We start from the raw sequence: 12,100 nt of genomic DNA, 5'->3' as shown, positions 1-12,100 counted from the left end.
CCTGATGCGGATCACCCACAAGGCGGTCGTCACCACCAGCCTCCAGGGGCTGAACCGGAACATGGACGCGATCCAGAAGCTGCAGCAGCAGCTGACCTCCGGCAAGACGATCAGCAAGCCATCGGACGACCCGGCCGGCACCAACGCCGCGATCCTCGCGCGGCAGGAGCTCGCCACCGCGACGCAGCACGCCCGCAACATCACCGACGGCATGGGCTTCCTGGACGCCACCGACTCGGCGCTGCAGAACATGATCGTCCAGGTGCAGAAGGTGCGGGAGCTGACCGTCTCGGGGCTGAACGACGGTGCCGCCTCGGACAGCTCACGCGCGGCCATCGCCACCCAGGTTGCCGGCATCCGGGACAGCCTGCTCGGGCTGGCGAACACGTCGGTGCAGAACCGGCCGATCTTCGGCGGGATCACCGCCGGCAGCACGGCGTACGACGTCGGGACGGGTGCATACGTGGGCAGTGGCGACGGTGGCACACCGATCAACCGGCAGGTCTCCGACGCCGACCTCATCCGGATCGACATCACCGGTCCGGAGGTGTTCGGCGTGACGACTCCACCCGGCGCCACCCCGGCGAGCCGTGACCTGTTCGCGATCGTCGGGGACATCGCGGCCGACGTCGTAACGGACCTCGGTGCGCTGGAGGGGCACCTGGCCGCCCTCGATGAAGCGCTGAGCCGGATGCTCAAGGGTGCCGCGGACATCGGGACCCGCACCTCGCGGCTGGAGACGTCGCGGCAGGTGAACGCCGACCAGCAGCTCTCGCTCACCAGCCGCTCGGCCGACATCGAGAACGTCGACCTGGCCAAGACCATCATGAACCTGCAGATGCAGCAGACCGGCTACGAGGCCGCGCTGTCGGCGACGGCGAAGGCGATCCAGCCGAGCCTGCTGGACTTCCTGCGCTGATCAGGGGCAGGTCAGGTGCCGGACAGGCACCTGACCTGCCGAGAAGGGAAGTGCAGGGCGCCGCGCGGCGGCGTCCGGCCCCGCACCGGCGGGGCGTGCCACGGATGGCCACACACACCCATGGAGGGGTCACATGCTCACTCTCACCCGCAGCGTCGGCGAGAGCATCCGCATCGGCGAGGACATCGAGGTCTACGTCGTCGAGGTCCGCGGCGGCACCGTGCGACTGGGCTTCAAGGCCCCTCGCGAGGTGGCGATCCACCGCGAGGAGGTCTACCGGCAGATCGCGGAGGCGAACGCCCTCGCCGCCGAGGTGGCCGCCGACGCACTGGGTGCCTTGGCAGCATTCGCGCCAGAGTCGGAGCAGGCGTCCAGCAAGAAGTGACAACACCCTGGTCATATCGGGCCAATAACCGCTCGACCCGTTCGCCACAGTAGTCACAGGGCGGCGAGTCTCGCCGTTGGGCATCCGGATCGTGCGCAAGTCTTCCCCTACCGCGCCAGTTACAGGGGGAGACCAAGATGGCACTCAGCGCACGCACCATGAGCACGGTCGATGCGGTCGGCCTGCTCGACGACACCACCGCCGCCGACCAGCACCGCTCGGCCGGCGACGAGCACCTCGTGTGCCCGGACGCCGCCTGGTCGGACACGGTCGTGGTGCACGTGCAGCTGCGTCCGCGCCGCTCGGCCACCCGTCGCTGCCTCGCCGCGCTCACCGCGCTGGCCGCACGGCACGAGACGGTCGCCTTCGCCCTGACCGGTCTGTCCGGTGACGCCCGCGCGGTGCGGGTGACGGTCGGCGTCGAGCTCGGGCCGCGCGACCAGATCGCCCGGTTCTCCACGGAGGCGCAGGCGGCCTACGCCTTCGTCGACGCCCTGTTCACCGATCTGTACGACTTCATGCCGGTCTACGTCGGTGAGCCGAGCGAGGCCGAGCGGGTCGCCGCGGCCGGTGTGCTCGACGCCGTCGGCGGGGGACGGACCCCCGCCCCTCGTTCGCCGATGCCCCGCATCCCCACGCCGCGGACCCCGTCCTCGGTCACGGGTGCGGCGGTCGCCGGCCTCCGCGGCATCCCCGTCCCGGCCTGAACCGGTCGTCGGGCACCGCCCGACGACCGGCCACCCGTCACCCCGCCCACCTGCACTTCCCCTCAGGAGGACCCGGTGCCCCAGCACACCACCATCCCCGTCGACAGCTTCCCCGCGACCGACGACGAGCGCGGCCGCAACCGCGAACCGCTGGTCTTCGGCGGACTGTCCGAGGCCGAGGGGTGGGCCATCGCACCCATCACCCCGCGTGACCGGGTGCACTTCCGCACCGACCGGGAGCTGTCGCTGACCGACTTCCGGGCCGCCCTGCCCGCCGGGGTCGAGGTGACCTACGACGAGGGTGAGGGCCTCTACCGGGTCGACGGCCGCCCGGGCACGGGGGAGGCGCTCGCCGGCCTGGTCCGGGGATGGTGTGCCGGGGAGGGGATCGCCACCGTCGGGCTGCGCCCGGAGGCCGGCGTCCGCCGCCGCGCTCCCCGTGACCTGCCGCCGGCCTTCCTCGCCGACCTGTGCCGCCACTACTGCCGGGTCAGCCTCAAGCGCCTGCAGCGGAACATGAGCACCATCCGGCTGCACCTGCCGGACAACGACGACATCGACCAGCAGGTGGCCGAGTGGGTGCTCAAGGCGGTGTCCACGTACGACGAGACCAAGTCGGTGCCGTTCGGTGCCTACCTGGCCACCCAGCTGTCCAAGTGGGTGCACGACCTGGGCCGCAACGCCTACGGGCGCACCGCCGCGGACACCGAGAACAAGCAGCAGAAGGCCGTCGCCGCCTTCACCGCCGAGCACCAGCGCCGGCCCAGTGAGAAGGAGCTCGCCGCCTACATGGGGCAGAGCGTGGCCACCCTGCGCCGCAACTCCCAGACCGTCGCCACGCTGACCGGGCTGCGCAACCTCCAGTCGCTGGACGGCGGTGCCGACGCCGTGGAGTTCGTGCTGCCCGACAGCTCGGAGGTGCCCGACGAGATCATGGGCGAGGCGGAGCAGACGTTGCTCTCGCACGCGCTCACCGCGGCCTGCGCCCCCGACCCCACCGCGCGACGGGACCAGCGCGCCGCCCAGCCCAACGTGCTGGGCTGGGCCACCTGGTACCTGACCACCTGGGGCGGCAAGACCAAGACCCAGCTCTCGGCGGACCTCGGCACCTCGGTGCGCAACATGAACGTGCACGCCGACCGCGCCGAGAAGGCCCTGAAGACCCGGCTCACCGAGCTCGGCGGCTGACCCCCGCCGCACTGCCCGGCGACCGCCCGGCCACCCGACCCGGGTGGCCGGGCGGTCGGCGTTCCGGGCCCGGTCGGGCCGTCGGGGAAAGTGCCCCGACACGGGTCCATCTGGCCGCCGACCTGCCGATATCCCTCTCGTGACCGCCCCGGACCGCTCCCGCCGCCGCGCGCGGGAGGCCCGGGGGAGCGGCTCGTGAGCGTCCCGCCCGCCGAGGACGCCCTGCAGCCCGTCCTCGTGCCGCACTGGCTCGACGCCGCCGACCGCGCTGAGGTCGAGCGGGCCGTGCAGGCCGCCCTCGACGGCGGTCCGGTGCACCCCGTGGCGGCCGTCCACCTCGGCGACGTGCTCACCGAGCTGCACGTGGCGGCCGCCCGCGAGCTGGTCTGGCCGGCCTCGGTGGCGCGGGTCCGCAGCGCGACCGGCTGGGGCGACGACGTCGTCCCGGTCCGGCTCTCCGCCGTGGAGCTGGCCAGCGTGCTGTCGCTGACCGGCCTCGCCCCCGTCGCCCGGGCGGCCCTGACCGGCGGTCGCAGCCGGTGACCGACTCACCGTTCGGCTCCCCGGCCGGGCTGCTGCGCCGGCTGGTGCGCACGGAGGTGGACGTCGACGACGTCCGTGACGCCGTGGACCACCTGGCCGGGACCCACGGGCTGCCGGGGCTGCGGATGTCGGTGGCCGAGGGACCACGGGGCGCGCTGCTGGTCGTCGAGGAGGCCGGCCGGGTCAGCCGGGCACTGCTCACCGAGCTGGCCGCCCAGATGTCCCGAGCGCGCGTCGTCGGCACCCCGGACGCCGTGCTGGCCGCGCTGCGCACCTGGCTGGACCACCGGCCGGTACCCGACCCCGTGGCCGCCGCGGCCGGGGTCGCCGTGCTCGACTGGGCCGAGGGCCGTACCGAGATGCTGGGCTGGCGGGTGGTGGTCCGGCGGGCCGGCCTGCTGGTGCCCTGGCGACCGTCCCGGACCGCCTCGCTGCCCGACGTGCACCGCACCCGCTCCGCGGCGTGGGACCGGTCGGCCGCGGTGGAGGCGGTGCTGCGGATCGAGGGCCCGGTGGGTCTGTGGACCACCACGAGCGTCCCCGGCGCCGACTCCGCGGTCCTCGTCCACCCCGAGCGGATGCTGGGCGAGATGGCGGCGCGTGGCCTGCGTCTGCGCGACGCGCACGTGGTCGTGACGCCGCGGCGCCCGGTCGCCTGCGCGGAGGCCGGCGTCGCCCGCCGGTTGGTGGCCGAGGCAGCCGACCAGAGCGTCACCCTGCCCTGGCGGCGTGTCGCCGACCTCAGCTGGACCTGACCTCCCCGTCCTCCCGGACACCGAGCCTCAGGTGAGGGTGCCGTACTCCCAGTGCCAGGGCTCGGGGTTGCTGCCATCGGCCTGCGCCCAGTCGGGGTGCACCCACCCCCAGCGGCCGGCGTTGGCCTGCATCCAGGCGGTCTGCACGGTGCCGAAGACGTTGATCCCGCCGCAGAGGTCGACCGCCAGGGCCCAGCCGTGGTTGGAGGTGCCCGGGACGGCGGTGATGCGCGGCTTGCGGTGGTGGGCGTCGATCTGGGCACCGAGCGACCGGTAGGAGTCGGTGATGCACAGCGGGGCGCCGAACGTCGCCTGGTAGGCCGCGGACATCGCGGAGTACGCGGCGGCCGCGTCACAGCGCAGGCGGTGCGGGTACCCGATCGAGCAGAGCTGGTCGCGGGGGATCTCGCCGTTGGCGAAGCCGCCCCACGCGCCGCTCACCGGCGCCCGGTCGCTGCCCGGTGCGGGCACCGGGGCGCTGCAGGTGGGCGGGGTGGTCGCCGCGACCGGCAGCGGTGTCGGGGTGCCGGCCGGCACGGTCACGCGGACGGCGGTGCGCAGGTCGGGCACCTCGCGCACCGCGACCTGCCAGCGGTCGGCGGAGGCGGACAGGACGCTGCTGCCACCGACGTAGATGCCGACGTCGTCCAGGGTGGTGCCGCCGACGGTGCTGAACACCAGGTCACCGACCTGCAGCTGGCCCTCGGGCACGGGCGTGCCCTGCGCCCACTGGCCGGCCAGGCCGACGGGCAGGCCGAATCCGCCGTGCGCCCAGACGGCGGAGGTGAAGCCGCCGCAGTCGAAGCCGTCCGGGCCGCTGCGGCCGGGGAGGTACGGCCGGCCGAGGAGCGCGAAGCCGGCGCTGACCGCGGCCACGGTCTCGGCGGGCAGCACGGTGAGCGTCGATCCGGCGGCGTAGGTCAGGGCGACACCGGGCACCGGGGCGCCGGCGGCGTCCCGGACGGCGGCCAGGCCGATCGGCAGCGTCTCGGCGGAGGCGAGCTCGGCCGCGGCGGGCGGCGTGACCCCGGCGACGGCCAGCCGGGTGAGGTAGTCCTGCCAGCCGGAGAGCGCAGCTGCGTTGTCGGCCGCCTGGGCGGGACCCACCGGCGCGCCGGCAGAACCGGCCCACGAGGCGGCGGCGAGGGGGTCGAGTTCGGCGACCAGGGAGCGCACCTCGGTGAGCACCTCGGTGGCCTCCCGCCGGGCGGCGGTGGCGCGTTCCTCGGCGGTGGTGGCGGCATCGGTGTACTCCGCGGCGTGCACGGCCGCCTGCGCGACCCGGGCCACCCGGGCGTCCTGGCCGTCGGCGAGCTGCTCGGCGAGGCCCTGGGCGTGCAGCACGTCGCCGGTGGTCGCAGGGGAGTGCAGCGAGAGCTGGGCCAGCGGCCACCGCTCCTCGGTGCTCCGCCGGTAGGCGGTTGCCGCGATCTCGCCGACGGCGACCCGGTCGGCGGCCACCTCGGCCCGTGCGGCGGCGCCGGCGTCGCGAGCCTGCTGCGCCTGGGCGGTGTGGCGCGCCGCGGTCTCGGCGGCGGCCCGGTAGCGGGCGGCGGCGTCGGCCAGCGCCGCGGCGGTACCCGACGTCCGCGCCGGGTCGGCGACCTGGCCGGCCTCGGTCGGGGGCTGGACGACCGAGCCCATCAGGGTCACGATCGCGACGGTCGCCCCGGTGACCACGCCGAGCCGCCGCCACCACAGCCGCAGTGCGCCGGTGGCCCGGGCCGGGCGCTGCGGGGTCGTCCGACGCCGCGGTGCGGGGCGAGCCGCGGTGCGCGGCCGCCCGGTGCCGGAGGTGCGGCCGGCCGTGGCGCGGGTGCCGGTGGTCGGACGCTGGCGGGGGGCCTGGGCGCGGGGCCGTGGCGCAGCTGACTGCGCGCGCGGTGCGGGCACCGGAGGCTCCTCGGGTCGTCGGCCGGATCGTCGGGCTGCCGGGTGGCAGCCGTGTCCTGATCCCATCGACCTCCCCCGCCCGGGGGTGGAGGGTCCTCACGCGTTCGGGGGGTCGGTCTCACCCCTACGGGGGGTGCCCCGGGAGACCGAGTGAGCAGTTCCGGTCGCCGACACAGCGGGACTCGCCGTCGGCGACGGCGAGTACTGCTCACTGGGGCCCCGGTCTCACACCCCCCGGAGACGACGAGGCCCCCGCCGTCCGCAGGGGACGACGGGGGCCAGGTGACGTGCTGGAGCGGCCTCCTCCCAGGGGCCCCGCGCTGAGCGTGCGAAGCGTGGGGAGGGAGGAGGTCCTTCCTCAGCGCTGGGCGATCTCCAGGAAGGAGCGCTCGGCGGGGCCGGTGTAGACCTGCCGGGGACGCCCGATCTTCGTGGCCGGGTCCTCGATCATCTCCCGCCACTGGGCGATCCAGCCGGGCACCCGGCCGAGCGCGAACAGCACGGTGAACATCCGGACGGGGAAGCCCATCGCCCGGTAGATCAGCCCGGTGTAGAAGTCGACGTTCGGGTAGAGCTTGCGCTCGATGAAGTAGTCGTCGGAGAGGGCGATCTCCTCGAGCTGGCGGGCCAGGTCGAGCAGCTCGTTGTTGCCGCCGAGCTTGCTCAGCACCGTGTCGGCGGTCTGCTTCACGATCGCCGCGCGCGGGTCGTAGTTCTTGTAGACCCGGTGCCCGAAGCCCATCAGCTTGACGCCGGGCTCCTTGTTCTTCACCCGCTCGACGAAGCGCGGGATGTCGCCGCCGTCGCGCTTGATCGCCTCGAGCATCTCCAGCACCGACTGGTTGGCGCCGCCGTGCAGCGGGCCGAACAGCGCGTTGATGCCGGCGGAGACGGAGGCGAACAGGTTGGCGTGCGAGGAGCCGACCAGGCGCACCGTGGAGGTGGAGCAGTTCTGCTCGTGGTCGGCGTGCAGGACGAAGAGCATGTCCAGCGCCTTGACCAGCTCCGGGTCGGCCTCGTAGGGCTCGGCCGGGAAGCCGAAGGTCATCCGGAGGAAGTTCTCCACCAGGCCCAGCGAGTTGTCCGGGTACAGCATCGGCTGGCCCACGGACTTCTTGTAGGCGTAGGCCGCGATCGTCGGCAGCTTGGCCAGCAGCCGGACGGTCGAGAGCTCCACCTGCTCGGGGCTGAACGGGTCGAGCGAGTCCTGGTAGAAGGTCGACAGCGCGCTGACCGCCGAGGAGAGCACCGGCATCGGGTGCGCGTCGCGCGGGAAGCCGTTGAAGAACTGCTTGAGGTCCTCGTGCAGCAGGGTGTGCCGGCGGATCCGCTGGTCGAAGGCCTCCAGCTGGTCGGCGGTGGGCAGCTCGCCGTAGATCAGCAGGTACGACACCTCGAGGAAGCTGGCCTGCCCGGCCAGCTGGTCGATCGGGTAACCCCGGTACCGCAGGATCCCGGCGTCACCGTCGATGTAGGTGATCTCCGAGGTGCAGGACGCGGTGTTCACGAAGCCGATGTCCAACGCGACCCTGCCGGTCGTGGACAGCAGCTTGCTGGTGTCGATGCCGGGCGCGCCCTCCGTCGCGGGGATCTCCCGCAGGGGGAGTTCGCCGCCGGGGAAGCGCAGGGCCACGTCGTCGGTGCTCGCTGTCTCGCTCATCAGCTCTGGACGCTACTGCCCCGCGCCCCCGGATGGCGTGCCAGGGGGCAGGATTTCTGCCGACGGCACACCATCCGGGTCGCTCATCAGGGGTGGGTCATGGACAGCACGTCCAGGGCGGCGTCCAGCTGCTCCTCGGTGAGCTTCCCCTGCGCCACGTAGCCGCGCTCCACGACGACCTGGCGGATGGTCTTCTGCTCGGCCAGCGACTGCTTGGCGACCTTGGCCGCCTCCTCGTAGCCGATGTACTTGTTCAGCGGGGTGACGATCGACGGCGAGGACTCCGCGTACTCGCGGCACTGCTCGACGTTGGCCACGATGCCGTCGACGCAGCGGTCGGCGAGCAGCCGGCTGACGTTGGCCAGCAGCCGGATCGACTCCAGCACGTTGCGCGCCATCAGCGGCAGCGTCACGTTCAGCTCGAAGACGCCGGTGGTGCCGGCGTAGGTGACCGCCGCGTCGTTGCCGATCACCTGGGCGCCCACCTGGATGACCGCCTCGGGGATCACCGGGTTCACCTTGCCCGGCATGATCGAGCTGCCCGGCTGCAGGTCGGGCAGGGCGATCTCGCCCAGACCGGTGCGCGGGCCGGAGCCCATCCACCGCAGGTCGTTGGCGATCTTGATCAGGCCGACGGCGATGGTCTTCAGCTGGCCCGAGCCCTCGACGAGCGCGTCCCGGGAGCTCTGCGCCTCGAAGTGGTCGCGCGCCTCGGACAGCGGCAGGCCCAGGTCGGCGGCGAGCTTCTCGATGATGGCGGCGGCGAAGCCGGGCGGGGTGTTGATCCCGGTGCCGACGGCGGTGCCGCCCAGCGGCAGCTCGCCGATCCGGGGGAGGGAGGCCTGCAGCCGCTCGATGCCGTACCGGACGGCGGCGGCGTACCCGCCGAACTCCTGGCCCAGGGTGACCGGGGTGGCGTCCATCAGGTGGGTGCGGCCGCTCTTGACGACCTCGGCGTACTCGGTGGCCTTGCGCTCCAGCGAGGCAGCGAGGTGCTCCAGGGCCGGCACCAGGTCGACCACGATCGCCCGGGTCGCCGCCACGTGGATCGCCGAGGGGAAGACGTCGTTGGACGACTGCGAGGCGTTGACGTGGTCGTTGGGGTGCACCGGCGAGCCCAGCGCCTCGGAGGCCAGGGTGGCGATGACCTCGTTGGTGTTCATGTTGCTCGACGTGCCCGAGCCGGTCTGGAAGACGTCGATCGGGAAGTGCGCGTCCCACTTCCCGGTGGCGACCTCGGCCGCGGCGGCGGAGACGGCGTCGGCGACCTCCTGCGGCAGCACGCCGAGGGAGGCGTTGACCGTCGCAGCGGCGCCCTTGATCGAGGCCAGGGCGCCGATGAGCTCCCGCTCGATCGGGGTGCCGGAGATGGGGAAGTTCTCGACGGCGCGCTGGGTCTGGGCCCGCCACTTCGCCCAGGACGGGACGCGGACCTCCCCCATGGAGTCGTGCTCGACGCGGTAGTCCGTCTCGGTGGCCACGGTGCGCTCCCGGTGTGGTGTGGATGGTGTCAGTGCTCCGGCAGCGACCCTAGACACCCCGTGGGGTGACGCCGCCCGGGCAGTGGTCGGTGTCCGGCCGTCCGGCCGGGGTGCCGGCCCTACGCTGCGCCCGACGACGAGCCGGTCCCCCTCGCCGGCGACCTCCGCCGGTCCGGGGTCCCGGACGATCCCCGGAGGGACCCGTGTCCGAGCCCCAGCACCCCCACCAGCCGTCGCCCGGTGTCCCCGGCGAGTTCCCCGCGCAGCAGCCGGCCGGGTGGTGGCCCGCTGCGCAGGCGCCCACCTGGCAGCCGGCAGCGGTGCCGGCTGCCGCTCCCGCGGGGCGGGCTCCCGGGCTCACCACGGGCGTCGCCCTCGCGGTCGCCGGCGTGGTCGCCGTGGGCCTGGTGCTGGCCGCCGTGCTGGGCGCACTGGTGGTGCGGTCCGGGGCCGACGAGCTGGGCCGCAGCATGGGCCAGGCGATGGGGGAGTCCTCGATGGCGGCGATGGACGAGGTGATGGGCGGGCTCGGCGGCGGCTGGGGTGCGGAGGACCCCTGGGCCGCGGAGCCGGTGGAGCAGTTCGACCCGACCGCCCCGACCGGACTGGGCGCGGACCCGGCGCTGGACGCCTACGCCCAGCAGTGCTTCGACGGCGACCTGCAGTCCTGCGACGACCTGTACGCCGGGGCGCCGCCGCTGTCGGACTACGAGCGCTACGCCACCACCTGCGGTGGCCGGGTCAAGGAGTTCGCCGTCCTCGCCTGCACCGAGCTGGACTGAGCGCCCGTCGGCCCTAGGGTGCGGGCATGGACGAGCGACCGGGACCCGAGGTCCCTGCGGTCCGCGCCGGGGACGCCGACCGCGAAGCGGTGGTGACCCGGCTGCAGACCGCTCTCGGTGAGGGCCGGATCGGCGTGGACGAGTTCACCCAGCGGGCCGACGCCGCCTACGCCGCGACCACGGTCGCGGAGCTCGACGCCCTGCTGGCCGACCTCCCCTCGCCGGCCTCGGCCTTCCCGGCGGTGGGGGAGATCGTCGGGGAGCGGACGAACGGCGCGGTCGCCAGCGTGTTCGGTGACGTCATGCTGACCCCGGTGGTCGGCGTGCCGGAGCGGGCCAGCACCGTGTTCGGCGACGTCCGGATCGACCTGCGTGGCCTGCGCACGGCCGCGGAGACCGTGCACCTGCAGCTGGGCACCGTCTTCGGCGACGTCGACGTGATCGTCAGCGAGGGCGTCGCCGCGGAGATCGAGGGCTGGACGGTGTTCGGCGACCGCAAGACCCAGCTGGCGCCGGTGCCCCGGCTGGCGGGCACGCCGCTGGTGGTCGTCCGCGGCTGGACCGTCTTCGGGGACCTGCGGCTGCGCAGCCTGGCGCCGGGGGAGTCACCGAGCCGGTGGCGCGGCCTCGTGGACCGGCTCGCGGCCCGGCACACACCCCCGCCGCCCCCGGCATAGGAGTCCTGCGCCCGGTCTCCGCCTGGGAACCGGGCGCAGACCTTCCTATGCCTGGTCGTCCTCCCCGAAGGGCACGGCCGAGTACTGGTTGAGCTTGGCCAGCGAGTGGAGGCTGTCGATCGAGCGGATCGTGCCCGACCGCGACCGCATGACCAGCGACTGCGTGGTGGCACCGCCGGCCCGGTACTGCACGCCGCGCAGCAGCTCGCCGTCGGTGATGCCGGTGGCCACGAAGAAGACGTCGCCGCGGACCAGGTCGTCGATGGTGAGCACCCGGTCCAGGTCGTGACCGGCGTCGAGCGCCTTCTGCCGCTCGGCGTCGTCGCGCGGCCACAGCCGGCCCTGCAGCGCACCGCCCATGCACTTGAGGGCGCAGGCGGTGATGATCCCCTCCGGGGTGCCGCCGATGCCCATCAGCAGGTCGACGCCGGTTCCCTCGCGGGCGGCGGCGATCGCGCCGGCGACGTCGCCGTCGGTGATGAACTTGATCCGGGCACCGGCCTGGCGGACCTCGCTCACCAGCTGCTCGTGTCGCGGCCGGTCGAGGATGCAGACCGTGACGTCGCCGACGGAGCTGCGCTTGGCCTTGGCGACCCGGCGGATGTTCTCGCCCACCGGAGCGGTGATGTCGACGACGTCGGCCGCGGCCGGCCCGGTCGCGATCTTGTCCATGTAGAAGACCGCCGACGGGTCGTACATCGCGCCCCGGTCGGCGACGGCCATCACCGCGATCGCGTTGGGCATGCCCTTGGCCATCAGCGTGGTGCCGTCGATCGGGTCGACGGCGACGTCGTAGTCGTTGCCCCAGCCGTCGCCGACGTGCTCGCCGTTGTAGAGCATCGGCGCCTCGTCCTTCTCGCCCTCGCCGATGACGACGACGCCGCGCATGTGGACGGTGCCGATCAGCGCGCGCATCGCGTCGACCGCCGCGCCGTCGCCGCCGTTCTTGTCCCCGCGCCCGACCCACCGGCCGGCGGCCAGCGCGGCCGCCTCGGTGACCCGGACCAGCTCCAGGGCCAGGTTGCGGTCGGGGGCGGGGCGGTCGGCGCGCAGCGTGGACGGGGGCCGGGCCGGCAGGGGACCGTCGGGCACGGGCAGGGACACGGGACC

The 12,100-nt window shown here is 73.9% G+C and carries 12 protein-coding genes; 8 read left to right on the top strand and 4 right to left on the bottom strand.

The window, feature by feature from the left end; translation table 11 throughout:
• Positions 1–4: 4 nt before the first annotated feature.
• From flgL to ACI795_RS00505, 6 genes are all read left to right on the top strand, one after another.
• On the top strand, positions 5–919 hold the full coding sequence (gene flgL, locus ACI795_RS00530) for a flagellar hook-associated protein FlgL (RefSeq protein WP_457073035.1): 915 nt from the start codon (positions 5–7) through the stop codon (positions 917–919).
• A gap of 133 nt (positions 920–1,052) precedes the next feature.
• Positions 1,053–1,304 carry a carbon storage regulator CsrA gene (gene csrA, locus ACI795_RS00525; RefSeq protein ID WP_153361098.1) on the top strand — a complete coding sequence of 84 codons (252 nt, stop codon included), beginning with the start codon at positions 1,053–1,055 and terminating at the stop codon, positions 1,302–1,304.
• 137 nt (positions 1,305–1,441) lie between these two features.
• Positions 1,442–2,011 (top strand): hypothetical protein, encoded by a 570-nt coding sequence (locus ACI795_RS00520; RefSeq protein ID WP_457073033.1) that lies wholly within the window; start codon positions 1,442–1,444, stop codon positions 2,009–2,011.
• A 75-nt stretch (positions 2,012–2,086) separates the two neighbouring features.
• On the top strand, positions 2,087–3,199 hold the full coding sequence (locus ACI795_RS00515) for a flagellar biosynthesis protein FliA (RefSeq protein WP_457073031.1): 1,113 nt from the start codon (positions 2,087–2,089) through the stop codon (positions 3,197–3,199).
• 195 nt (positions 3,200–3,394) lie between these two features.
• On the top strand, positions 3,395–3,742 hold the full coding sequence (locus tag ACI795_RS00510; RefSeq protein ID WP_457073029.1) for a hypothetical protein: 348 nt from the start codon (positions 3,395–3,397) through the stop codon (positions 3,740–3,742).
• Positions 3,739–4,497: a hypothetical protein gene (locus ACI795_RS00505; protein ID WP_457073027.1), complete on the top strand. Its 759-nt coding sequence runs from the start codon at positions 3,739–3,741 to the stop codon at positions 4,495–4,497. The genes ACI795_RS00510 and ACI795_RS00505 overlap by 4 nt, the downstream gene beginning before the upstream one ends.
• Before the next feature lie 27 nt (positions 4,498–4,524).
• On the opposite strand, the gene ACI795_RS00500 is transcribed toward ACI795_RS00505, so the two are convergent.
• The 3 genes from ACI795_RS00500 to ACI795_RS00490 all read right to left on the bottom strand — a co-directional run bounded on the left by ACI795_RS00500 (position 4,525) and on the right by ACI795_RS00490 (position 9,531).
• Positions 4,525–6,390, bottom strand: a complete 1,866-nt coding sequence (locus ACI795_RS00500) for an NlpC/P60 family protein (protein ID WP_457073025.1) — start codon at positions 6,388–6,390, stop codon at positions 4,525–4,527.
• A gap of 358 nt (positions 6,391–6,748) precedes the next feature.
• Positions 6,749–8,050 (bottom strand): citrate synthase, encoded by a 1,302-nt coding sequence (locus ACI795_RS00495; protein WP_457073023.1) that lies wholly within the window; start codon positions 8,048–8,050, stop codon positions 6,749–6,751.
• 86 nt (positions 8,051–8,136) lie between these two features.
• Positions 8,137–9,531: a class II fumarate hydratase gene (locus ACI795_RS00490; protein ID WP_457073021.1), complete on the bottom strand. Its 1,395-nt coding sequence runs from the start codon at positions 9,529–9,531 to the stop codon at positions 8,137–8,139.
• A 203-nt stretch (positions 9,532–9,734) separates the two neighbouring features.
• On the opposite strand from ACI795_RS00490, the gene ACI795_RS00485 reads away from it, so the two are divergent.
• Entirely contained in the window at positions 9,735–10,313 is a 579-nt protein-coding gene (locus tag ACI795_RS00485) for a hypothetical protein (RefSeq protein ID WP_457073019.1), read from the top strand.
• A gap of 26 nt (positions 10,314–10,339) precedes the next feature.
• Positions 10,340–10,990: a DUF1707 SHOCT-like domain-containing protein gene (locus ACI795_RS00480; RefSeq protein WP_457073017.1), complete on the top strand. Its 651-nt coding sequence runs from the start codon at positions 10,340–10,342 to the stop codon at positions 10,988–10,990.
• A 45-nt stretch (positions 10,991–11,035) separates the two neighbouring features.
• Here the strand turns inward: ACI795_RS00480 and glpX are convergent, their stop codons facing one another.
• Complete coding sequence (gene glpX / locus ACI795_RS00475; protein WP_457073016.1) at positions 11,036–12,094, bottom strand: class II fructose-bisphosphatase; 1,059 nt, start codon at positions 12,092–12,094, stop codon at positions 11,036–11,038.
• Positions 12,095–12,100 lie beyond the last annotated feature (6 nt).

It is taken from the genome of Modestobacter sp. SYSU DS0290 (assembly GCF_054050955.1).
This window is presented reverse-complemented; position numbering and strand designations above follow the sequence as displayed.